General features: G+C 68.1%; 19 protein-coding genes, 1 pseudogene and 2 riboswitches. Of the genes and pseudogenes, 3 read left to right on the plus strand and 17 right to left on the minus strand.

What is annotated here, in order from left to right:
• The first annotated feature begins 11 nt into the window (after positions 1-11).
• Positions 12-2,147 carry a substrate-binding domain-containing protein gene (locus L6444_RS14445; protein ID WP_236983605.1) on the plus strand — a complete coding sequence of 712 codons (2,136 nt, stop codon included), beginning with the start codon at positions 12-14 and terminating at the stop codon, positions 2,145-2,147.
• Here L6444_RS14445 and L6444_RS14450 read toward each other — a convergent pair.
• The 13 genes and pseudogenes from L6444_RS14450 to L6444_RS14510 form a co-directional block, all read right to left on the minus strand.
• Positions 2,144-2,983 carry a DMT family transporter gene (locus L6444_RS14450; RefSeq protein ID WP_236983607.1) on the minus strand — a complete coding sequence of 280 codons (840 nt, stop codon included), beginning with the start codon at positions 2,981-2,983 and terminating at the stop codon, positions 2,144-2,146. The two genes, L6444_RS14445 and L6444_RS14450, sit on opposite strands and share 4 nt — an antisense overlap.
• 60 nt (positions 2,984-3,043) lie before the next feature.
• Entirely contained in the window at positions 3,044-5,869 is a 2,826-nt protein-coding gene (gene gcvP, locus L6444_RS14455; protein WP_236983609.1) for an aminomethyl-transferring glycine dehydrogenase, read from the minus strand.
• 31 nt (positions 5,870-5,900) lie between these two features.
• A riboswitch (glycine riboswitch) is annotated at positions 5,901-6,021 on the minus strand.
• Positions 6,022-6,119: riboswitch (glycine riboswitch) on the minus strand.
• Between the two features lie 30 nt (positions 6,120-6,149).
• Complete coding sequence (locus L6444_RS14460) at positions 6,150-6,782, minus strand: MerR family transcriptional regulator (protein WP_236983611.1); 633 nt, start codon at positions 6,780-6,782, stop codon at positions 6,150-6,152.
• Positions 6,783-7,049: 267 nt separating this feature from the next.
• Entirely contained in the window at positions 7,050-7,544 is a 495-nt protein-coding gene (locus L6444_RS14465) for a bifunctional nuclease family protein (protein ID WP_180913558.1), read from the minus strand.
• Between the two features lie 153 nt (positions 7,545-7,697).
• Positions 7,698-8,444: a transcriptional regulator FtsR gene (gene ftsR / locus L6444_RS14470; protein WP_236983613.1), complete on the minus strand. Its 747-nt coding sequence runs from the start codon at positions 8,442-8,444 to the stop codon at positions 7,698-7,700.
• Positions 8,444-8,914 (minus strand): glycogen accumulation regulator GarA, encoded by a 471-nt coding sequence (gene garA, locus L6444_RS14475; protein WP_370653176.1) that lies wholly within the window; start codon positions 8,912-8,914, stop codon positions 8,444-8,446. The genes ftsR and garA overlap by 1 nt, the downstream gene beginning before the upstream one ends.
• A 271-nt stretch (positions 8,915-9,185) precedes the next feature.
• Positions 9,186-9,590, minus strand: coding sequence for a glycine cleavage system protein GcvH (gene gcvH / locus L6444_RS14480; protein ID WP_236983615.1), 405 nt, complete (start codon positions 9,588-9,590; stop codon positions 9,186-9,188).
• 28 nt (positions 9,591-9,618) lie between these two features.
• Positions 9,619-10,390 (minus strand): annotated as a pseudogene (locus L6444_RS14485) (DUF881 domain-containing protein).
• 65 nt (positions 10,391-10,455) lie between these two features.
• Positions 10,456-10,788: a small basic family protein gene (locus tag L6444_RS14490; RefSeq protein ID WP_036360283.1), complete on the minus strand. Its 333-nt coding sequence runs from the start codon at positions 10,786-10,788 to the stop codon at positions 10,456-10,458.
• A 61-nt stretch (positions 10,789-10,849) separates the two neighbouring features.
• Positions 10,850-11,776, minus strand: a complete 927-nt coding sequence (locus tag L6444_RS14495; RefSeq protein WP_236983616.1) for a DUF881 domain-containing protein — start codon at positions 11,774-11,776, stop codon at positions 10,850-10,852.
• Positions 11,769-12,392 carry a CDP-alcohol phosphatidyltransferase family protein gene (locus L6444_RS14500; RefSeq protein ID WP_236983617.1) on the minus strand — a complete coding sequence of 208 codons (624 nt, stop codon included), beginning with the start codon at positions 12,390-12,392 and terminating at the stop codon, positions 11,769-11,771. Before L6444_RS14500 ends, L6444_RS14495 begins: the two co-directional genes overlap by 8 nt.
• An 88-nt stretch (positions 12,393-12,480) precedes the next feature.
• Positions 12,481-14,805 carry an accessory Sec system translocase SecA2 gene (gene secA2, locus L6444_RS14505; RefSeq protein WP_236983618.1) on the minus strand — a complete coding sequence of 775 codons (2,325 nt, stop codon included), beginning with the start codon at positions 14,803-14,805 and terminating at the stop codon, positions 12,481-12,483.
• A gap of 23 nt (positions 14,806-14,828) precedes the next feature.
• A complete protein-coding gene (locus L6444_RS14510) occupies positions 14,829-16,472 on the minus strand; it encodes an acetolactate synthase (protein ID WP_236983620.1) in 1,644 nt (547 codons plus the stop codon).
• 93 nt (positions 16,473-16,565) lie between these two features.
• Between L6444_RS14510 and L6444_RS14515 the strand changes: the two genes are divergently transcribed.
• Complete coding sequence (locus tag L6444_RS14515; protein ID WP_236983622.1) at positions 16,566-18,488, plus strand: ABC transporter ATP-binding protein/permease; 1,923 nt, start codon at positions 16,566-16,568, stop codon at positions 18,486-18,488.
• A 97-nt stretch (positions 18,489-18,585) separates the two neighbouring features.
• Here L6444_RS14515 and L6444_RS14520 read toward each other — a convergent pair whose 3' ends face one another.
• From L6444_RS14520 to L6444_RS14530, 3 genes are all read right to left on the minus strand, one after another.
• Positions 18,586-20,079, minus strand: a complete 1,494-nt coding sequence (locus L6444_RS14520; RefSeq protein ID WP_236983624.1) for an FAD-binding protein — start codon at positions 20,077-20,079, stop codon at positions 18,586-18,588.
• Positions 20,076-20,630, minus strand: a complete 555-nt coding sequence (locus L6444_RS14525) for a VOC family protein (RefSeq protein WP_236983626.1) — start codon at positions 20,628-20,630, stop codon at positions 20,076-20,078. The genes L6444_RS14520 and L6444_RS14525 overlap by 4 nt, the downstream gene beginning before the upstream one ends.
• A 100-nt stretch (positions 20,631-20,730) precedes the next feature.
• Complete coding sequence (locus L6444_RS14530; RefSeq protein ID WP_236984129.1) at positions 20,731-21,420, minus strand: TetR/AcrR family transcriptional regulator; 690 nt, start codon at positions 21,418-21,420, stop codon at positions 20,731-20,733.
• 107 nt (positions 21,421-21,527) lie between these two features.
• Here L6444_RS14530 and L6444_RS14535 point away from each other — a divergent pair, with 107 nt between their 5' ends.
• Complete coding sequence (locus L6444_RS14535; protein ID WP_236983628.1) at positions 21,528-21,968, plus strand: nitroreductase/quinone reductase family protein; 441 nt, start codon at positions 21,528-21,530, stop codon at positions 21,966-21,968.
• 1 nt (position 21,969) lies between these two features.
• Here L6444_RS14535 and L6444_RS14540 read toward each other — a convergent pair whose 3' ends face one another.
• On the minus strand, positions 21,970-22,632 hold the full coding sequence (locus tag L6444_RS14540) for an Rv1815 family serine proteinase (RefSeq protein WP_370652820.1): 663 nt from the start codon (positions 22,630-22,632) through the stop codon (positions 21,970-21,972).
• Between the last annotated feature and the right edge of the window lie 8 nt (positions 22,633-22,640).

The raw sequence follows: 22,640 nt of genomic DNA on the forward strand, positions 1-22,640 counted from the left end.
CACAGACCGGCATGGGTAGGCACAGCAAGCCCGACCCCGACGATTCCCTACCCGACGACGAGCCGTTCGACCGGGGCTCGGAGTATCAGGAGCGCGGCGAGCAGGCCGGCGCCGGGGAGTCCGTCGAGTCTGCCGCGTCTGACGAACCGTTCGGTTCCGGGTACCCGGAACCGGCCGAGAAAGAGTATCCGGTTCCCAGCGCGTACCCCGCGGACGACGTCTATGCGGCCGAGGACAGCTTTTCCGACCATCGGGAGGATTTCGGGCAATACCCGTTCGGTGGGGAGCACACCGCACCCGAAGCCGACGACTACCCCGACTTCGGCGCCCGCCCGGACAGTCCAGAGCCGCCGGCGGCTGCGGCTCCCGCTTCCCGGTTCAGCGCGGGTCATCGGGGGCTGCCCGGTTGGCAGGGCGGGCACCGCAGCACGAGCGGTCGCCGCGGCGTCAGCATCGGGGTGATCGTGGCACTGGTCACCGTCGTGGTGTTGGTCGCCGGGGTGATCCTGTGGCGCTTCTTCGGTGGCTCCCACGACTCGCAGTCCGCCGCCGCGCGCTGCCTGGCCGGTAAGGATTCGGTCGCCGTACTGGCCGATCCCACCATCGTCGACCAGGTCAAACAGCTGGCCGAGGCCTACAACGCGCAGGCCGGGCCGATCGGTGACCGGTGCGTGCCGGTGACGGTCAAACCGGCCGCGTCCGACGCGGTCATCAGCGGCTTCATCGGCAAGTGGCCGGCCGAACTCGGCAACCAACCGGGCTTGTGGATTCCCGGGAGTTCGATTTCGGCGGCGCGCCTGGCCGGAGCTGCCGGCCAGAAGACCATCAGCGACAGCCGGTCGCTGGTGAGTTCGCCGGTGCTGCTGGCGATCCGGCCCGAGTTCCAGTCGGTGCTGGCCAAACAGGACTGGGCGGCGCTGCCCGGCCTGCAGACCAACCCCACGTCGATGGCCGGGTTGAACCAGCCGTCGTGGGGTTCTTTGCGGCTGGCGATGCCGATCACCGGCAACGGCGACGCGGCCTACCTGGCAGGCGAGGCGATCGCGGCGGCGTCGGTGCCCGCCGGGGCCCCGCCGACCGGTGGTGCCGGCGCGGTGCGCTCGCTGATGAGCGCGCAACCCAAGCTGTCCGACGACTCGCTGAACGAGGCGTTCAACGCGCTGCTCAAGCCGGGCGCCAAAGCCGACGAGGTGGCCGCGGCGCCGGTACACGCGGTGGCCACCACCGAACAGCAGTTGTTCCAGCGCGGTCAGTCGACCCCCGACGCGAAGAGCAAGCTGACCTCCTGGCTGCCCTCCGGCCCGGTTCCGGTGGCCGACTACCCGACCGTGCTGCTCAGCGGCGCCTGGCTGTCGCAGGAGCAGACGACGGCGGCGAGCGCGTTCTCCCGGTTTATGCGCACCCCCGCGCAGCAGGCCAAGCTGGCCGAGGCCGGATTCCGGGTCAAAGACGTCAAGCCGCCGAGCAGCCCGGTGACCGGCTTCGCAGCGCTGCCCGCCACGCTGTCGGTCGGTGACGACGCCACCCGCGCCACGCTGGCCGACACCATGGCCACACCGTCCAGCGGGGTGGCCGCGACCATCATGCTCGACCAGTCGTTGCCGACCGACGACGGCGGCGGCAAGACCCGGCTGGCCAACGTGATCGCGGCGCTCAGCAACAGGATCCGGGCGCTGCCGCCCACCGCGGTGATCGGCCTGTGGACCTTCGACGGTCACGAAGGACGCTCCGAGGTGGCGGCCGGGCCGCTCGCCGACCAGGTCAACGGTCAGCCCCGCACGGCGGCACTGACCGCGGCGCTGGACCGGCAGTACTCGTCGGGCGGCGGTGCGGTGTCGTTCACCACCCTGCGCATGATCTACCAGGACATGAAGACCAATTACCGTGCCGGACAAGCGAATTCGATTCTGGTGATCACCGCCGGGCCGCACACCGACCAGTCCCTGGACGGGGCCGGGCTGCAGGAGTTCATCAGAACCGCCGCCGACCCGGCCAAACCCATCGCGGTCAACATCATCGACTTCGGCGGGGACCCCGACCGGGCCACCTGGGAAGCGGTCGCCAAGCTCAGTGGCGGCAGCTATCAGAACCTGCCGACCTCGGCCACCCCCGAGCTGGCATCCGCGGTCGAGACGTTCCTCGGCTAGGGTGCGGGCGCTTCGCCGAACCGGGCCAGGACCATCGTCGCTGACACGGCTACGGCGAAGCCCAGAACGACTACCCAGCCCAAGCCGTCGCGGGCCCGGTCACCGAGCCACACCGCCCCTACCAGAGCGGGCGCGATCGTCTCCCCCACGACCATCGCCGCCACGGTCGTGGTGACGGATCCGCGCTGCAGCCCGGAGGTGAGCAGCAGGAACCCGGCGGCCCCGCCACCCGCCGCCGCGTACAGGGCCGGGTTGGTGTAGAAGTCGGCCTTGGTCGGGTCGATGCGGTCCAAGAGCCGCACCCCCACCTCCACGACGCCGAAACCGGTCCCCGCGGCGAAGCCCAGCGCGAGCGCCCGGGCATGGTCTGCCAACCGTCCCGCGAGCGCTCCGGCGACGAATACCACGGCAACGACGCCGATCAGCGCCCAGCCCAGCCCGGCCGGGGCGCGGTGAAAGTGACCGGGGCCGGCGGCCAGTGCAAGCACCGCGAGACTGACGCAAACCACGCCGATGGCCGTCCACTCGGCCGGGGACAGGTGCGCCGACAACACCCATGCGGCCACCACGCCGGCGACCGCGATCGAGGCGGCCAGCGCGGCCGCCACCACATAGATCGGGACCAAGCGCAGCGCGGCGACCTGCAACAAGAAGCCCAGGCCGTCAAGACCGACGCCGACCAGATAGCGCCATTGACGGCCGGCGTGCAACAGCAGTCTGGCATCCACACCCGAGTTGCTGCCGGTCTGCACCGTTCGGGCTGCCGCGGCTTGCAGCACCGTCGCAGAGCCGTAACACAACGAACATCCCAGGGCGAGCACAAAGCCGATCAGCACGCACCGACAATACGGCGCACGGGACTCATCGGCTGCTCGGCGGCGAACCGGCGCGACCCGTCAGGCGAACGCCTCCACCGGCGGGCAGGAGCAGACCAGGTTGCGGTCACCGTAGGCGCCGTCGATGCGCCGCACCGGCGGCCACACCTTGGGCCGGAACGCCTTGCCCAGCGGGTAGGCGGCTTCCTCGCGGGTGTACGGGTGGTTCCAGTCGGTGGCGACCAGGCATTCGGCGGTGTGCGGGGCGCCGCGCAGCGGGTTGTCGTCCACCGGCCACTCCCCGTTGCCGACCCGGTCGATCTCGCGGCGGATGCCGATCATCGCTTCGCAGAACGCGTCCACCTCGGCCAGGCTCTCGCTCTCGGTGGGCTCCACCATCAGCGTGCCGGCCACCGGGAAGCTCATGGTTGGTGCGTGAAAACCGTAGTCCGCCAACCGCTTTGCGACGTCGTCGACGGTCACGCCGGTGGCCTTGGTGATGCCGCGCAGATCCAGGATGCATTCGTGGGCGACCATGCCGTTCTCGCCGGTGTACAACACCGGGAAGTACTCGTCGAGCCGGCGTGCGATGTAGTTGGCCGAGGCGATCGCGGTCAGCGAGGCCGCCCGCAGGCCGTCCCCGCCCATCATCCTGATGTAGGCCCAGCTGATCGGCAGGATCGAGGCCGACCCGTAGGGCGCCGCCGACACCGGATGCCCCGACGGCAGTTCCGGGGCGTACGGGTGCCCCGGCAGGAACGGGGCCAGGTGCGAACGCACCGCCACCGGCCCCACCCCTGGGCCGCCGCCGCCGTGCGGGATGCAGAACGTCTTGTGCAGGTTCAGGTGGCTGACGTCGCCGCCGAACTTGCCCGGCCGGGCCAGACCCACCAGCGCGTTGAGGTTGGCGCCGTCGACGTAGACCTGCCCGCCGGCGTCGTGCACGGCCGCGCAGATGTCGGCGATGTCGTGTTCGTAGACGCCGTGCGTGGACGGGTAGGTGATCATCAGCGCCGACAGGCGGTCGGCGTGCTCGCCGACCTTGGCACGCAGGTCGTCGAGGTCGACGTCGCCGTTGTCATGACAGCCCACCACGACCACCCGCATCCCGGCCAGCGCGGCCGAAGCGGCGTTGGTGCCGTGCGCGCTGGACGGGATCAGGCAGATGTCGCGGTGCGGTTCGCCGCGGCTGGCATGGTAGTCGTGAATGGCCAGCAGGCCCGCGTATTCGCCCTGCGACCCCGCGTTGGGCTGCAGGGAGACGTTGTCGTAGCCGGTGATGGCTATCAGCCAGTTCTCCAGGTCGGCGATGAGCCGACGTAGCCCGGCAGTGTCGGAGGCGGGGGCGAAGGGGTGCTGGCGCCCGAACTCCGGCCACGTGATGGACTCCATCTCGGCGGCGGCGTTGAGCTTCATCGTGCAGGATCCCAGCGGAATCATGCTGCGGTCCAAGGCGATGTCCTTGTCCGCCAGGGTGCGCAGGTAGCGCATCATCGAGGTCTCGGTGCGGTACAGATGAAACGCCGGATGGGTCAGGAAATCCGTTGTCCGCGTGTGGATATCACTGTGGGCAGCTTCGCCTGCCCCGACCCCGAAGGCCTGCACCACCGCCGCGACGTGCGCGTCGGTGGTGACCTCGTCACAGGCCACCGACACGTGGTCGGCGTCGACGCGCCACAGGTTGATGCCGCCGGCCTTGGCGGCGGCCAGCACTTCGTCGGCGCGACCGGGAACCCGAGCCAACACGGTGTCGAAGTATTTGTCGTGCACCAACGCCTCGCCGATCCCCGCGGCAATGGTTTCGGCATGGCCGTGTACCCGCCTGGCTATCGCCCGGAGCCCGTCGGCACCGTGGTAGCTGGCGTACATGGCTGCCATCACCGCCAGCAGTACCTGCGCGGTGCAGATGTTGCTGGTCGCCTTGTCGCGGCGGATGTGCTGCTCGCGGGTCTGCAACGCAAGCCGGTAGGCCGGCGTGCCGTCGCTGTCGACCGAAACCCCCACCAGCCGGCCCGGCAACTGGCGCGCGTGCTTGGCGTGCACGGCCAGGTAACCGGCGTGCGGGCCGCCGAATCCCATTGGCACACCGAATCTTTGGGTGGTGCCGAAGGCGACGTCGGCACCGATTTCACCCGGCGGGGTGATCAGCGTCAGCGCCAACAGGTCAGCGCCGACGGCCACCAGCGCTCCGCGGTCGTGGGCTTGCCGGATCAGCTCGCTCCAGTCGGTGATCCGGCCGCTGGCGCCGGGCAGCTGGGCGATGACGCCGAAGAACTCGCCCTCCGGCAGCCCGTCCCGCAGGTCGGCGGTAACGATCTCGATACCCAGCGGCTTGGCGCGGGTGGCAACGATCGCCGCGGTCTGGGCGAAGACGTCTGAGTCGACTGCCAACCGAAGGGACTTGCCGCGGAATGCGCGATGCATCAGCGTCATGGCCTCGGCGGCGGCGGTGCCCTCGTCGAGCATCGAGGCGTTGGCGATCTCGAGACCGGTGAGATCACTGACCATGGTCTGGAAATTGAGCAGTGCCTCCAGCCGGCCTTGACTGATCTCCGGCTGATAGGGCGTGTAGGCGGTGTACCAGGCGGGATTTTCCATGATGTTGCGCAGCAGCACCGGCGGGGTCAGCGTGTCGTAGTAGCCCTGCCCGATCATCGATACCGCGACGGTGTTGCGCTCGGCGAGCTCCCGCAGCTCGGCCAGTGCCTCGGCCTCGGTGGCCGCGGGCGGCAACCGGTCCAAACCCGGAGCGGCGCCCGAGGCGTCCAGCTTGTCCTGGATGCCGGTGGGGACCGCCCGGGCGGCCAGGTCGTCGAGCGAGTCGACGCCGATGACCTCGAGCATGGTGGCGATGGCGTCGCGGTCCAGGCCGATGTGCCGGTCGGCGAACTTCGAATGGTCGGACACGAATGGGCTCCTAGCGGCAGAGGACTAGCGGCCCTCCCCCTCTGTCTTCACTCGTGCACCGAGCGCCTGAGAGATTCGGCCGCCACTAGGCGCCTTTCCCCATCGGCGGGTGAGGGACCCGCCGGGTCCGACACCGCTTTCCAGAGGCATCGTTGTCCGGCGCGGTCCGGGTGCCTGAGAGGTTGACGGAGAGGTGTTGCTCCTTCGGCGTCTGTGGCTGGCGGCCACAGAACTCTCCCGCGCGAGAGCGATGCGCGGTCCAGTTTACGCTGCCGCGTGGTCAGCCGATCTTGCGGTCGCGGTGCTTGCGCCGGGAAGCCAGCTCGTCCTCGGGGGCGGCGATCGATTCGCCACCGTCGGCGCGCTCGCCGGGGAAATCGGCGATCACGCCGGTCAGCTCGCGCATCGCGCCGGACACCGCGATGCCGAACACCCCCTGGCCGCCCTGCAACAGGTCGACCACCTCTTCGGCCGAAGTGCACTCGTACACACTGGTGCCGTCGGAGAACAGGGTGATGTTGGCCAGGTCCTGGACGCCGCGCTGGCGCAGATGGTCGACCGCGACGCGGATGTTGTGCAGCGAGATCCCGGTGTCGAGCAGACGCTTGACGATCTTGAGCACCAGGATGTCTTTGAACGAGTAGAGCCGCTGGCTGCCCGAACCGGCCGCGCCGCGGATCGACGGCACCACCAGCGAGGTGCGGGCCCAGTAGTCCAGCTGGCGGTAGGTGATACCGGCAATCTGGCAGGCGCTCGGCCCGCGGTAACCCACCAGTTCGTCGGGCACCGAATCGTCCGGGAACAAGCCGGGCTGCACGGGTTCGGCCACCGGGCCGCTCGGGCCGCTCTGGGTGGTTGAAGTGGCCGTGCGGTCGGCAAGATCCAGCTGTTCTTGACGTGGCTGCTCGCTCACGGTGCGTCCTCTCGCCGATCGCGCTGTGGTCTAAAGCTGCGGCACTGGCTGCCCCAACAGCCACGCTATCTCAGGTCCGAGTGTTAGAAGAGCATACGCTGTTCGGTGGCTGCCGTGCTCTGGGTTGAATCATCAACTCGTCAAAGTATGGCGGGCACCCGGATGAGTGGGTGGTATCCCGCGGGCGTGTCGACAATCCGATGTGTGATATGAGACGCATCCGTGACCCGGATTGGGTACCGGGCCAGACTGCCGCGCTGCGGGTGGTCAGGTGGCCTTGAAATCGTCGGGCGAGACGCTGTCGAGGAACTCTTTGAACTTCTCCACCTCGTCCTCACGGACGGCGGTGCCGGCTTCCTCGTCGCCCTCGTCGGGAATCAGCAGACCGGCGGCGGCCAGCACCGACTCCTCGACATAGATCGGCACGTTGACCCGCAGCGCGATCGCCACCGAGTCCGAGGGCCGAGCGGACACCTTGATGTCCCGGTCGAAGATCAGGTCCGCGTAGAAGGTGCCCTCCTGCAGGTCCACGATGCGCACCTCCTTGAGCGAATGCCCAAGCGCGGCAATGAGATCCCTGATCAGGTCATGGGTCAGCGGGCGCGGCGGTTCCACGCCCTGCTGCTCCAGTGCGATCGCCGCAGCCTCCGACTGGCCGATCCAGATCGGCAGATAGCGGTCACCGTCGGTTTCGCGCAGCAGCAGAACCGGCTGGTTCTGCGGTTGCTCCACGCGAATGCCGACAACACGTACTTCACCCATCTGTGTCTGCCCTCCGCACGCCGCAATGTCCGCTTCAGCGCTCGGTGATCCGGCCGGGAAAAACGGCCGGAAAACGACGAGGTGCGCATGGCCTGACCCTGCGGTCAACCGACCATCCCGTCGAACACCAAGCTGTCGTCCGAAGTCTAGTCCTCACCGGTGCAGAACGTCGCGAACGGCGGACTTGATCAGCGAGGTGTGCAACGTGATCGCCAGCGCGGCCACCTCACGGGCCAAGTCGTCGGCACGGTCACGCGCACCGGCCTTGTCCGCTTTGACCAGCGGTCCGGCGATCTGGGCGATCAGGTCCGACTGCCGGTCGGCCGCGGACCGGAAAGCACGCAGATGCCGGGGCTCGACACCGTAATCGGCCAGCGCGCGGGCACATTGGAGGATCACGACCGCGTGCTCGTCGAAGAAGCCGCCCGGCCCGGTGGTGATCACCCCCGCCTTCAGCAGGGCGCTCAGCAGCGCGTCGTCGACTCCGGCGCGTTCCAGCAGGGCTTCCCGGCGCAGCCGCGCCCCAGCCGGCGACACGGCGCCGGACTCGACGCCCGCGGCCGGACCGGCATCGGAGTCGTTGACCGACACCAAACGCGGTATCCCGTAAGGAGATCCGATGGCGGGCAGTTCGCCGTCGGGCAGGGCGTCGAGCTGGGCCCGGATCACTTTCAGCGGCAGGTAATGATCCCGCTGGGCGGTCAGGATGAACCGCAGCCGCGCACAGTCGTACGCGGTGAACCGGCGATAGCCCGAAGCCGCCCGCTGCGGCGTCACCAACCCTTCGGCCTCCAGGAAGCGAATCTTGGAGATGGTGACATCGGGGAAGTCGGGTCGCAGCAGGTCCAGGACCGCCCCGATCGACATCCCGGTGAGTGCCGGGCTATCGGGCGCGCTCACTAGCCTCCCGATCCCCCGTCGTCGTCACCCTTGGGTCCGGTCAGAAAGACCAGCCGGAACTTGCCGATCTGAACTTCGTCGCCGTTGGCCAGCACCGCGGAATCCACCGGTTCGCGGTTCACGTACGTGCCGTTGAGGCTGCCGACGTCGACGACGTTGAACTCGCCGCCCTCCAAACGGAATTCGGCGTGCCGACGGCTCACCGTGACGTCGTCGAGGAAGATGTCGCTGTCGGGGTGGCGCCCGGCAGACGTGATGGCCTGATCCAGCAGGAAGCGCGAACCGGCGTTGGGTCCGCGTTTGACGACCAGCAACGCCGAGCCGGCCGGAAGTCCCTCGACCCCCGATACCGAACTCTCGGCGCCCGCCTGGGCGGGCGCGTCCAACTCGTTGAGGAAGTCGGCGCGGAAGACCGAGGTCGTCTCCACAGTGACTTCGTCGCCCTGGTCCTGCCCGCTTGCTGAGTCCATGTCCGTCACCCGCTGCTCCTCACTGGCCGCTGTGGCGTTGCCTGACCGGGCCGTGCGGCCCGCTTCCTACTCGGATCTACCGTCTGTACTGCCTTTTACTGCTCTAGCGCTTCAAGTACCGACCGTACCGCGCACGGGTTCGCGATGTGCCGACCACTGCAGGATCGTAAGCCCGACACCCCGGCTTCACCTAGATCCCACGGAGATCCCCCGGAACGATTCGCCGGGATCCTCGATCCGTCCCGCAACGCTTTCGGGACCTTAGCAATCGTCATTCGGCCAATGTGCCGCGGTAGGCCTGCGCATCGAGCAGGCCGCCGATAGCCGAGTCGAGTGCGGCGGTATCGTCCGCACCGACCTGGAGTTCGATCAACCAGCCTTCGCCGTAGGGATCGGAGTTGACCAGTTGTGGCGAGCCTTCCAGCTCGCCGTTGACCGCGGACACTTTGCCGGCGACGGGCGCATACAGGTCCGAGACCGACTTCGTGGACTCCACCTCGCCGAACGCGTCGCCGGCGCTGAACTCGGTCCCGACGTCGGGCAGTTGGACGAAGACCACGTCGCCGAGCGCCGATTGGGCGAAATCGGTGATCCCGACCCGGACGGTGTCATCCCCGCTGCGGCGAACCCACTCGTGTTCGGCGGTGTAATGCAGATCGGACGGGATATCGGTCACGGTGATCCTGTTCTGGTCGCGGGCTGGTTCATTTGACGGGCTGAGCGTATTGGCGTGTTTTCGGTTGTCGCAAGGTGGTCACCTCGACGCGGTCGGCCTGCTGCACCGACATCCGTCCGCCGACCCGTTTGACGCTGTCCTCCGCGCCGCCGGGAATGTTCATCGCGGCCGCCAGCGTCGGCGGATCGCCAATCGCCAGAAGCGAATACGGCGGCGCGAACGCCTTGCTGTCGATCGTCAGCGAGCCGGCGGCGCCGACCACCCAGGTGTCGACTCCGACCCGGATGGACTCGTGTGCGTCGTTGATCTGGATCGCCTCGGCGCCGGCGGCGCGCAGTTCGTTGATCACGTCGAGCATCACTTCCGGGGCCACCCCGGGGCCGGGATCCTCGATCTTCACCACCACGCCGGGTCCGGTGGCGCCCACCGCGCCGACCAGGATGGACAACGCGGCCAGGCGCGCCTGCGCGTTCTCGATCGCCGCCTGGTCGTTGTTGCCCGACGCCTGCAGGGCGTTCAGGGTGTTCTGCAGATCGGCCACTTCGGTGCTCAGCGTCGCCTCCCGCTGCCGCAACGAGTCCAACAGCACCAGCAGGTCGGCCGGACGGGCGGTTTCCAGGGGAGTCGCCGGACTCGTTCTGGCGGACCTGGGTGACGATCGCGACCCCCAGCACCAGGCACAGCAACACGGCCAGCGTCCCGAACACCAGCCGGGACCGCCCGCCGCGCAGCGGTGCTGCGAGTCCCCGCGCGCGCGGCGGCCGCGACGCCGCGGGCAGCTCGTGACGCCCGCGGCGCACCGCTGGTGTTGGCGCGCCGCGGTTTTTCGACGTCGCCCGGGTCGCCGGATTCGGGCGTCACCAGCTCACGCTCCGAACAGGCGACGTCGCAGCGCCGCCGCGTTGCCGAAGATCCGGATGCCCAACACCACGATGATCGCGGTGGACAGCTGGGTGCCGACGCCCAGTTGGTCGCCGACGTACACGATCAGCGCCGCCACCAGCACGTTGAAGACGAAGGAGACGACGAAGACCTTCGGGTCGAAGATGCGCTCGAGGTAGGCGCGCAGACCGCCGAACACCGCGTCGAGCGCGGCGACCACCGCGATCGGCAGATACGGCTGGATGACTTCGGGAACGCTGGGATGGAAGATCAGGCCCAGCACAATGCCGATGGCAAGGGCGGCGATACCGATCATGCGTGCGTGATTCCCGTCCCGAGTGTCTTTCCCATTGCACTGCGCACTTCCCCGAGCCCCCTTAAGGCCCGATCGGTGTGGCGAACTTGACGTCGCGGACGGCTCCGGCCGGCAGTGCCAGGCCGTCGCCGGTATTCACGTTGACGCCGACACCGTAGGAGGCCTCCAGCAGCCTAAGCCGACGCAATCCGGGGCTGTGGTCGAAGGTGTCCCGCATGGACTTCGGCGGGCCGATCGCCAGGATGGTGTACGGGCTGCTGGTGGGGTTGTTGTCGACCAGGATCGCGCCGCCGGCCTGCCGGATCGTCACGTTGGGCCCGATCCGGGCACCGTCGACGGAGATGGCTTCGGCTCCGCTGGCCCACAGTGAGTTCACGACGAGCTGTAGGTCGCGGTCGAGGATGATCTGCTGGCTGCCGGTCACCCGCTGCTTGGACGCGTCGGACAGGTTGGGCCCGGCACCGGGGTCGGTCACCGTGACCGTCAGACCCGGCCCGATCACCGCGGTGCTGGCGGCCGCCAGGCTCCGCGCGTCCAGGCTGTTGAGCAGTCGTTGGCCCTCGGCATCGTCGGCCAGCGCGAGTCGCTGCACCTGGTCGACCCTGGCCGCCAGCGCGCTGCGCTGCCGCGCCAGCTTGGTGGCGGCGGACTGGGTGGATCGCACGTTCGCGGCCAATAGCTGCTGTGCGGACCGCACCCCGGGGGCCACCGAGCGGGCCTGGGCCACCGCGGCGGCGAACACGGCCGCAACCAGCGTCGCCGCCAAGGCCTGCCACATCCAGCCGAACGCGCGTTCCCGCCCACTTTCGGGCTCGGCACGGGCCTTCCGCGCCGCGGCCGCTGCGGCGTATCCCGGGTCCAGATGCTCGGACAGCAGCGCGCGCAGCAGCGAGGGCACCGGGATTTTCTGGGCTCGGGCGGCGGCGGCGTGGGGGCTGTAACCGGCATTGGGGTCGTAACCGCCGAGCAGCCGGTCACGTTCAGCCATGCTCACCTGCCCGCGGGGTAGCCGGGCGATGGTGCCTGACATTGGGCATCCGGCGCATCACCAGGACCATCTGCGCCATGTACAGCACGAAAGCCCACAAATACATGTACAAGCCCCAAATCAGAAACGCCCACCCGCAAGCCCCCACGATACGACTCCACAGGGCATCCCACTGACCCAGCAGCACCAGCGGGAAGCCTGACATCAGGGCGAACGTCGCTGCCTTACCGACGTAGGAGACCGGCAGCGCCGACAGCCCGCGACTGCGCAGCAGCGGCAGCGTGGCGGCCAGCGCCGCGTCGCGGGCCACTAGGGTGACGACGAACCACCACGGCACGATTCCGCTCAGCGCCAGCACAATCGGCACGGTGACCATGTAGAGGCGGTCGACGGCGGGGTCCAGCAGCATGCCGAGCCGCGACGACTGGTCCAGCAGTCGCGCGATCTTGCCGTCGGCCCAGTCGGAGAATCCGCTGAACATCAAGATCGCCACCGCCCACCCGTTGCGGTGGGCGATGAGCATCAGATAGACGAAGACGGGGATCAGCGCCAGCCGGACGATGCTCAGCACGTTGGGCACCGTCAGCACTCGATCCCGCGCGAGCCCTGGCTCCATGAGCGGTGACCTTAACCCGGTTTCTTTCCACGAACGTAACCCCACTGCGAAATTCGGCACCGGAGTTCACCGTCCGGGCGCGCAGAACTCAGCGGAACACGCCGGGCAGGCTCAGCGTGGACAACGTGTCGTCGGACAACGGATTGTCGTTGACCATGTACGTCCACGTCGAGGTGGGGCGCGCCAGCTTGGACAGATCCAGTCCGGGTTCGTCCTCGAGGACGTTCGCCGTTTCGAAGGTCTGCTGCGCCGCCTCGATCGCGTCGGCGGCCAGTGACGCGAACGCGTCCACCGCCATCCGGTGAAACTCGTCGAGCGGGTTCTGCCGGCCCAGCGCGCGCAGGTGGATGCTTTCCCGGATGTCGGCCAGATAGGCCAGATGGTCGGCCCAGCCGCGGTCCAGGTGATACAGCATGATCAGTCGACAGATCTTCTCCAGCCGCTCCTCGGAGAGGTCCTCGGCCAGTTCCTTATACCGCTTGGGCGCCAGCTCCTCCAGCTCCTCGCGCGCGGTTGCGGTGCGCAACAAGGTATTTCGCCGGTCGACGATGATGGCCCGCTGTTGGGCGATCAACTGGTTGTAGCGCCAGGTGTTGGCGTGCACGTCGAGCATGCGGCCTTCGGCAACCCGCTGCGCGTGGTCGAGCAGCCCCGCCGCTTTGGGGCTGACGATGCGCCCATCCTCGTCGGTTTGCATCGGCAGTTTGTTGTGATCCAGGTTGGCCGCGACGACGTCGTCCTCCCAGCTGGAGAAGAACACCGACGACCCCGGGTCACCCTGGCGCCCCGCCCGGCCGCGCAGCTGGTTGTCCAGCCGCTCGGTGTGGTGCCGGCCGGTCCCGACGACATGCAGCCCGCCCAGTTCGGCCACCCGGTCGTGGTCGGACTCGTCGGATCCGCCCAGCCGGATGTCGGTGCCCCGGCCGGCCATCTGGGTCGAGACGGTGACCGCGCCGTACTTGCCCGCCTCGGCGATCACCGCCGCCTCCTCGGCGTCGTTCTTGGCGTTGAGCAGCACCGCGGGAATGCCGCGGCGCACCAGCCGCTCGTGCAGATCCTCGGATTCGGCGACGTCGCGGGTGCCCACCAGCACCGGCTGCCCGGTTTCGTGCACCTCGGCGATGTGTTCGACGATCGCGTCGTTCTTGGCCGCTGCGGTGATGTAGACCCGGTCGGACTCGTCCTCGCGGATGTTGGGGGTGTTCGGCGGGATCGGCGACACACCCAGTTTGTAGAACTGGCGCAACTGCTCACCGGCGGCCAGGGCGGTGCCGGTCATCCCGCACACCGTGGCGTAGCGGTTGATCAGCGCCTGCACCGTGATGGTGTCGAGCACCTCACCGGTTTCGGTGGTCTCGATGCCTTCCTTGGCCTCGACGGCGGCCTGCAGCCCGTCCGGCCAGCGCTGCAGCTGCGCGATCCGGCCGCGGGAGGAGTTGATCAGGTGCACGGCGTCGTCGCGGACGATGTAGTGCACGTCGCGCTGCAACAGCACGTGCGCGTGCAGTGCGACGTTGACCTCGGTCAGGGTGGTGCCGACATGTTCCTCCGAGTAGAGGTCGATGCCGCCGAGCGCCTTTTCCACCTTGCGGGCGCCCGCCTCGGTGAGATGGACGTTGCGGCTGTCGGAGTCGGTGTCGAAGTCGGTCTCCGGGTTCAGCCTGCCGACCAGCTTGATGATCTCCACTCGCGGGGTCTCCCGGTGGCTGGTGCCGGCCAGGACCAACGGCACCAGCGCCTCGTCGACCAGAACCGAGTCGGCCTCGTCGATCAGGGCGACGTCCGGATTCGGGGAAACCAGGTCCTCGACGTCGGTGACCAACTGGTCGCGCAGCACGTCGAACCCGATCTCGTTGACCGAGGCGTAGGTGACGTCGCAGCCGTAGGCGGCCTTGCGTTCCTCGCTCGTCGACTCCGCCGTGATCCAGCCGACCGTCAGGCCCATCGCCTCGATCAGCGGACCCATCCACTCCGCGTCGCGACGGGCCAGGTAGTCGTTGATGGTGACGACGTGGACGTGCCGGCCGGCCAGCGCGTAACCCGCCGCGGCGATCGCCCCGGCCAGCGTCTTGCCCTCGCCGGTGGCCATCTCGATCACGTCGCCGGCCAGCATGCGCAGGGCGCCCAGCAACTGCACATCGAACGGACGCAGCTCGGTGGTCCGCTCGGCCGCCTCCCGGGCGATCGCCAGGAACTGCGGAATGTCGGCGGAGTCGGCGAGGTCGTCGAGGTTGAGCAGCCCGGATGCCTTGCGCAGCTTCTCGTCGCTGAGGTCGGCGGCTTCTTTGTCGAACTCCTCGGAGGCGGTCACCACCGACATCGAGCGGCTGCGGTCCTTTTCGGTGCTGGCGCCGAGCAGCCGCCAAAAGCGGCTGGTCAACCGGCCAGGTTGCGAGCGGGTGGTCTTAGGCACAGCCCAACGGTACGCGGCCGCGATCAGGCCAGGTTCGAGCGGCGTGGGTAGGCGACGCTCGGGTCGGTGAGAACGTTGACGACGGCGGGCTGTCCGCTGGCGAACGCACGTTCCAGTGCCGGGCGCAGCTCGGCGGGCGCCGACACCAGCTCGCCGTGGGCGCCCAGCGCCCGCGCCACCTCGTCGTAGCGGGTGCCGGGACGCAACTCGGCCACTACCGAGTAGCCGTACAGCGCCTCCATCGGATGCTTCTCTAAGGCCCAGATGCCGTTGTTGCCCACCACCGACACCACCGGAACGTTGTGCCGCACCAGGGTGTCCCATTCCATGCCGCTGAACCCGAACGCGCCGTCGCCCTGCAGCAACACCACCTGTCGCTGCGGGTGCGCCAGTTTGGCGGCCAGCGCGTACCCCGGTCCCGAGCCCAGGCAGCCGAACGGCCCGCTGTCCAGCCAGCATCCGGGTTGGTAGCTGTCGATCACCCGGCCCGCGTAGGAGCCGAAGTCTCCGGCGTCGATCACGACGATGGCGTCACGGTCCAGCAACGGCGCCAGCTCCGCGTACACCCGCATCGGGTGCAGCGGGATCCGGTCCTCGGCCAATTCAACCTGTTCCTGGTCGCGCGCGGCCCGCTCGACGGTGCGCAGCTCGTCGATCCAGGTCTGGTGATCGGTCGTGCGGGCTGTGCCCAGCCCGGACAGGACCGCGGTGAGATCGCCGTACAGCTCAGCGGCGACGGGGCGGGGATGCGCCCGCTCGGGTCGGACGCGGTCGACGACGACCAACTGAGTCTCGACGCCGAAGACGCCCCCGAAACCAAGCCGGAAATCCATCGGCACCCCGATCACCAGCGCCACATCGGCTTCCTTCAGGGCTTTCGACCGTGCCCGGCTGAAGGCCAGCGGATGGTCGGCGGGTACCACTCCGCGAGCCATCCCGTTCATCAACACCGGTATCCGCAGTCGCTCGGCGAGTCGCAGCAACGCGGTCTCGGCGTGCCCCCACCACACATTGGTGCCGGCCATGATGACGGGCCGCTGCGCCGTGGACAACAGATCGACGGCCCGATCCAAGACGTCGGCGTCCACGTCCGGACCCTTCGCCGGCACGGTCAACGCCCCGGGTTCACCGCGGTCGTCGGCCATGGAGAACACGTGATCCATCGGGAAGTCGACGAATCCCACGCCGGACGGGGCGGCCACAGCCGCCTGCAGCGCCCGGTCGACCAGGCGGCCGGCATCGTCGGCCGACTGCGCGGTGGCGGCGAAGCGGGTCAGCGGCGCCACGAACGGCACGTGGTCGATCTCCTGCAGCGAGCCCATCCCCCAGCGCAGCGCGGGCGCCCGGCCGCCGAGCACCACCAACGGCGACTGGTTCTGCTGCGCCGCGGCCATCGCACTCATCCCATTGGTGATGCCCGGACCTGCCGTCAACGCGGCCACCCCCGGCACCCGGGTCACCTTGGACCAGCCCTCGGCGGCAAAGGTCGCGGTCTGCTCGTGGCGGGTGTCGATCAGCCGAAGACCCTCCTCGCGACAGCCGTCGTAAATGGAGAACAGATGACCACCGGACAGGGTGAAGACGGTGTCGATACCGCTGGCCTTGAGCCGGCGGGCGATGAGGCGGCCGGCGTGCACGGTTTGGGCGGGGACGGCTTCGGTGGTCATGACCGGAGCTTATCGACTCGTTCAGGTACGTTCGCCCAAGGATTTCCGTCGCGCAGTCGCCGGAACACCCTCGACTGTCAGGAGACGAAGACCTTGGGTCCGGAACCGTTCACTCCGAAAATCGACTGGTCTCACGCGCTGCAGGATTCGGTGCGCTGGTTGGCCATCGCGTGGGTGGTCAGCGCCGTATGTCTGTTCCTCGCGCTGGTCCTGATGCGGTTTCTGACCCCGTGGGGCCGCCAGTTCTGGCGGATCACCCGCGGCTACTTCGTCGGGCGCGAAAGTGTCCGGGTGTGGTTGATGCTGGGCGTGCTGCTGCTGTCGGTATTGATGTCGGTGCGCCTGGATGTGCTGTTCAGCTACTTCACCAACGACCTGTATTCCTCGGTTCAGACCTTCGTTCAGGGCGACGCCGCCCATCGGGACATCGTCAAGCAATCCGGTAAGCACGGGTTTTACGTCTCGATGGCCGTTTTCAGCATTCTGGCGGCCATCTTCATCGCCCGGTATCTGGCCGACATCTATCTGCTGCAGCGGTTCCTCATCTCGTGGCGGGTCTGGCTGACCGGCCATCTCACCGATGACTGGCTGGCCGGCCGGGCCTATTACCGAGACCTCTTCATCGACAACACCATCGACAACCCGGACCAGCGCATTCAGCAGGACATCGACATCTTTACCGCCGCGAACACCGCCGGCACCCCCAACATGCCGTCCAATGGCACCACGCAGACGTTGCTGTTCGGGGCCGTCAACGCCGTCGCCTCCGTGGTGTCCTTCGCCGCGATCCTGTGGAACCTGTCCGGGCCGCTGAATGTCTTCGGAGTGGTGTTCCCGCGCGCGATGTTCTTGGCGGTAGTGGTGTTCGTGTTGATCGCCTCGGCGGTCGCGTTCTGGCTGGGCCGCCCACTGATCGGACTGAGTTTTAACAACGAGAAGCTCAACGCACGATTCCGCTATGCACTGGTGCGGCTGCGCGACGCCGCGGAAGCCGTCGGGTTCTATCGCGGTGAACGTGTCGAGCGGGCGCAACTCTGGCGGCGCTTCACCCCGATCATCGACAACTACCGCCACTTCGTCCGGCGCTCGATCATCTTCCACGGCTGGAACTGGTCCATGTCGCAGATCATCGTCCCGCTGCCGTGGCTGATCCAGGCGCCCCGACTGTTCGCCGGCCAGATCAAATTCGGCGATGTGACGCAGACTGCGGCCGCGTTCGGACGCATTTCCGACTCCCTGTCGTTCTTCCGCAACCAGTACGACGCGTTCGCCTACCTGCGGGCGGCCATCATCCGTCTTCATGGGCTGGTGATGGCCAACGAGCAGGGCCGTGCGCTGCCGTCGGTGCTGAGCACACCGTCCCAAGACGGGTCGGTGGAGCTGCACAACGTGGAAGTGCGCAGGCCCGACGGTGACAGCCTGGTCGATCCGCTCGACGTTCGGCTGGAACCCGGCCACTCGCTGGTGATCACCGGCCAGTCGGGTTCCGGCAAAACGACGCTGCTGCGCGCATTGGCCGAATTGTGGCCGTACGCATCGGGTTCCCTGCACTGCCCCGGCGGCGCGAACGAGACGATGTTCCTATCGCAGTTGCCGTATGTGCCGCTAGGTGATCTGCGCAGCGTGGTGTGCTACCCCAACGCGGTCGACGCGGTGTCGGACGCCGAGTTGCACGAGGTGCTGACCAAGGTCGCGTTGGTGCCGCTGATCGCCCGCCTCGACGAGGAGCAGGACTGGGCAAAGGTGCTCTCGCCGGGTGAACAGCAGCGGGTCGCGTTCGCGCGCATCCTGCTCACCAAACCCAAGGCCGTGTTCATGGACGAGGCGACCTCGGCGCTGGACCCTGGACTGGAATACGCGCTCTACCAGCTGGTCCGCACCGAACTGCCGGACTGCATCGTGGTCAGCGTCAGCCACCACCCCGCGGTGGAGCAATATCACGAAAGCCAGCTCGAACTGCTCGGCGACGGGCACTGGCGGCTGGGGCCGGTCGAGAAGGAATTGGCGAAGGCCTAGCGCGCCTGCACCCCGCGCCCCCGCGCGGGCTCCGGCGCTGGGACGTTTTACCGCGCCTGCACCCGCGCTGCCGCGCGGGCTCCGGCGCTGGGACGTTTTACCGCGCCTGCACCCGCGCTGCCGCGCGGGCTCCGGCGCGGCGACCGAAGAACGACCCCTCCCCCAGTTGCGTCCCGCTGGCGTACCCCTTGCCGTCCTGGGCGATGTTGGACGCACACGCACCCGCGGCGAACAGCCCGGGGATGACGCTGCCGTCGTCGCGCTGCACCTCACCGTCCAGGGTGACCGCGAGCCCGCCGATGGTGAACCCGGAGTACATCGCCCGCCCCAGCGACAGGTCGAACACCGCCCACGGGCTCTTGTCTTGTGCCGCAACGTATTCCGGCTGCTTGTGAAAGTCGGGGTCCTCGCCCCGGGCGGCGTGTTCGTTGTAGCGCTGCAGCGTCGCGGCGAGATTGCCCGCCGGGATGCCCAGCGCTTCCTCCATCTCGGCGATCGTCTCGTAGCCGTCGAGGAACTTGATCAACGGCATCTCGGGCATCTGCATGTGCGCTTCGTCGACAATCAGGTAAGCGGTCTGCTCGGGCTGCTCGAGCACGAACGCCGAGGTCCGCGAATGGTAGGAATCCTCGGCGACGAACCGCTTGCCGTCCTTATTGACGATCACCCCGGTGAGCAGGATTTCCGGCGGATACGCCGCCGCGGTGATGAACAACTCGTCCATGTTCTTGGTGGCCGCACCGGCCGAGACGCCCAGCCGGATGCCCAGCCCGTCGTCGTTCGGGTTGCCCAGGATGTAGGGCGCCACCAGGCCGTGGTGTTTGGTGCGCCGCGGCTGACCCAGCGCGGGAGTGTGCTCGGCGACCATCTCGGGATTCATGGCGAAACCGCCGGCGGCGATGATCACCGCATTGGCCCGGGCCGCGCCGGTCTCGCCGAAGTGCTTCCAGGTCACCCCGACCACCGCGCCGCCGTCGTCGACGACCAGGTTGGTCGCGCCGGTCTCGTAGCGGATCAGCACCCCCAGTTCGTCGGCGCGCTTGACCAGCAGGTCGATCACCATGGCAGCCCCGCCCAACTCGCCGGGCACCGGCACCGAGTGCCCCCGCGGCGCCGGCACGGCTTGCTCGCAGAACGGCCACACCTTCTCGTTGCCGGTGTAGCTGAGTCCTTCGGTGCCCGGCGGCACCACGACCTTGCCCGGGTAGAAGCTGCGCTCGAACTGGAAGCCAAGGGCCTCAAGCCAATTGAAATGTTCGACGCTGCCGTCGCAGTAGGCGCGGATCTTGTCGAGTTCGGGTTCCCGCGACGCGGCGACCAGGTATTTGTACATCTCGTCGGGCGTATCGGGGTGACCGGTCGCCTCCTGGACTGCGGTACCGCCACCCAGGTAGAAGTGGCCGCCGGCCATCGAGGTGGTGCCGCCGGCCGCGGCGGCGCGCTCGAGCACCAGCACCCGCGCTCCCGCGGCCGCAGCGCTGACCGCCGCGCACCCGCCGGCGATGCCGAAGCCGAGCACCAACACGTCGACGTCGTCGGACCAGGACGCCACCGTGTCGGCCTTGACCGTGGCGGGGATCTCGGTGCTCATCGGCGCGCCTCCTGCTCGTCACTACGGTGTGCATCGTCGTTGCCGCGGCTCACTTGTTGCTCCTGCTTTATGTAGTCGTAGAACGCTTTAATCTCGGGCGACAGGTACGCGATCTCGACATACGGCACCCCGGCATTCGGGGCCGCTACGTAGGCGAACCGGATACCGCCGGCCATTACCCCCTGCTGCACTACCTCGGCGCCCTGCTCGGCGGCATCGACCAGAGCGGCGTCGAATTGCTCGCGGCTTTGGGCCTCCATGCAGATGTGGTGCAAGCCCGCGCCGTGGTCGCGCAGGAATTCACTATAGATATTCTCGCCGCGGACCGGTTCGATCAGCTCGAGCTGCATGTCGCCGAGGTAGCTCAGCGAGATGTGCGCGACGAAGTCGGCGGGCTCGCCGCGATAGCTGCAGGCGTCCGGAGCAAAGTGGACATCGGGGATACGCACCCATTTGCGGGCGCCTAAAAGGCCGGTGAGGGCCTTTTCTGTGGCAGCGAGGTCCGACGTGACCCACGCGATCTGGACGGGTGATTGAACGAGGAGGTTCATCGCTTCGGAGGATATCCCAGCCGGTCGCCCGTCAGAACTGCCGGGAAGCAATTTGCCGTCGCCGCCACCGGCGGCCGTGATGAGCTGGACTGAACATGTTCTAGTTCCGTCCGCCGAACATGTCCAGCAGCAGGTGCACCTGAGTGTCGAAGACCGCGCGGGCGTCGGTGAGGGTATCCGCGCCGTATTGGCCGAACACTTCGAGACTGATGGCGCCCACCAGCCCGGCGAACAGCAGGAAGCACTTGCCCATCACCCGGTCGTCGCCCGGGAACGAGTACTCGCTGCGCAGCCGCTCGAAGTCCGACGAGGTCGGTTGTGCCACGTGGTCGTTGGTCAACACGATGTCGCCGGTGGTGATCCCGGCCGCGACGGCGTCCAGCAACGCCGCGATGACCCGAGTCCCGGCCGGGACGGTGCGCTGTGCCGGTGCGTGGTACCCGGGAACCGGGCTGCCGTACAGCAACGCCCAGCGGGCGGGGTGCGCGACGGCCCATGCCCGCATGGCGTGTGCCATCGCGTTCACGTCGTCGCTCCACGAATCGCCGGTGGTGTCGTCGCGCGCCCGGTCGACTTTGTCGGCGAGATCGGTGTACGCGTCGACGAGCAACAGCGTCAGCAGTTCGTCGCGACTGGCGACGTAGCGGTACACCGCGGAGGACACCATGCCGAGGTCCCGGGCAATCGCGCGCAATGACAAACCAGCCGCGCCGTGGTCCACCAGATGTCGGCGGCCCAGCTCGACGATCTTGGCCTCGATCTGATCCCGCGACTCCTGGCGTTTGCCCACGGCCAAGTCTGACACAACCGAGATCACCGCTCTTGCTTTTTGCCGGCGGGCGTGGCACGGTAGCATCAACAGAGAGCACTGCTCTCTCAGTGCGCACGGAGGTCGGCATGTCGATGCATTACCAGCAACCAAGCCGGATCGAGCGCAGCGCGAACACGCTGATGCGCTGGCTTGCCGAACTGGGGATCGGCATTGCCGGAACGCGCGCCCTGCGGGTCCGCGGACGCAAGACCGGTACACCGCGTGGTGTGGTCGTCAACCTGCTGACCGTGGACGGCACGGATTACGTGATCTCACCGCGCGGCGACACCCAGTGGGCACGCAATGTTCGGGCCGCGGGCGTCGTCGAACTGGGCTCGCGCTGGCACAGGGAATCCCGCGCCATCAGCGAAGTCGCCGACGACGTCAAGCCCGCCATTCTGCGGCGCTATCTGGCTCGCTGGTATTGGCAGGTCAAGGCGTACGTGGGCGGGCTGACACCCGAATCGGACGACGCGGATTACCGTGCCGCCGCACCGCGGATCCCGGTATTCGCGCTAGCCAAATGAGCTAACTCGCCCCCGCGCCCATATCCTGGCGGGCCTGCTCGGAAGCGCTCTGCCAGGACACCGCTGCCGGGAAGTCGCCCCACATGCTGTTGAAGATCCCGATGAGCTGGCCGACGCCTCCCGACGACAGATACACCGGTCCACCCGAGTCACCCTGCTGGGTCTGCACGCCGTGGGACATGGTGAACCACCCGTTGTTGACGCTTTCCACCGTGCCGCAGGTTTCCCCGGTGGTCACTCCGAAGTGGCAGACCGCCTGTCCGGGCGCGGCGACCACGCCTGGGCTCGCCACCAGTCCCCGGCCCCCGGGCAGGATGTTGCTCATCGTGACGTTGCTGGCCAAGGCGATGGCCTCGTAGTCGTCGATGGGCTGGTCGGTGGCCACGGTGGAACCGGTGGGGGTGTTGTCGCGGGAGGCCACCACGCGGCCGATCGGGTTGTTGTCCCGGTCGTAGACCATTCCTCCGCGGCAGTGCCCGGCGCTGTACGCCGTGCGCCGCGGAATGTCGACAAAACCGAGAGTGCAGACGTGGTTGTCCTGATGAATCTCCATGCCCGGGAAAACCAACGTCGACTCGGCTGCGGCAGTGGCCGGCGACAGCCCGGCGGCCACCATCGAGACAGCCGCCGCGGCCGTGCATGCGCGCAAGGTCAGGCGATACAAAACCGACT

Origin of the sequence: Mycobacterium kiyosense (genome assembly GCA_021654635.1) — a bacterium.
Classification (GTDB): domain Bacteria; phylum Actinomycetota; class Actinomycetes; order Mycobacteriales; family Mycobacteriaceae; genus Mycobacterium; species Mycobacterium kiyosense.

Excerpts from the sequence above, each read along its gene's own strand:
- L6444_RS14445 (WP_236983605.1), top strand. The coding sequence starts at position 12 with ATGGGTAGGCACAGCAAGCCCGACCCCGACGATTCCCTACCCGACGAC.
- L6444_RS14465 (WP_180913558.1), bottom strand. The coding sequence starts at position 7,544 with ATGGGTGAAGTACGTGTTGTCGGCATTCGCGTGGAGCAACCGCAGAAC.
- garA (WP_370653176.1), bottom strand. The coding sequence starts at position 8,914 with ATGGACTCAGCAAGCGGGCAGGACCAGGGCGACGAAGTCACTGTGGAG.
- L6444_RS14490 (WP_036360283.1), bottom strand. The coding sequence starts at position 10,788 with ATGATCGGTATCGCCGCCCTTGCCATCGGCATTGTGCTGGGCCTGATC.
- L6444_RS14495 (WP_236983616.1), bottom strand. The coding sequence starts at position 11,776 with ATGGCTGAACGTGACCGGCTGCTCGGCGGTTACGACCCCAATGCCGGT.
- L6444_RS14500 (WP_236983617.1), bottom strand. The coding sequence starts at position 12,392 with ATGGAGCCAGGGCTCGCGCGGGATCGAGTGCTGACGGTGCCCAACGTG.
- L6444_RS14510 (WP_236983620.1), bottom strand. The coding sequence starts at position 16,472 with ATGACCACCGAAGCCGTCCCCGCCCAAACCGTGCACGCCGGCCGCCTC.
- L6444_RS14520 (WP_236983624.1), bottom strand. The coding sequence starts at position 20,079 with ATGAGCACCGAGATCCCCGCCACGGTCAAGGCCGACACGGTGGCGTCC.
- L6444_RS14525 (WP_236983626.1), bottom strand. The coding sequence starts at position 20,630 with ATGAACCTCCTCGTTCAATCACCCGTCCAGATCGCGTGGGTCACGTCG.
- L6444_RS14535 (WP_236983628.1), top strand. The coding sequence starts at position 21,528 with ATGTCGATGCATTACCAGCAACCAAGCCGGATCGAGCGCAGCGCGAAC.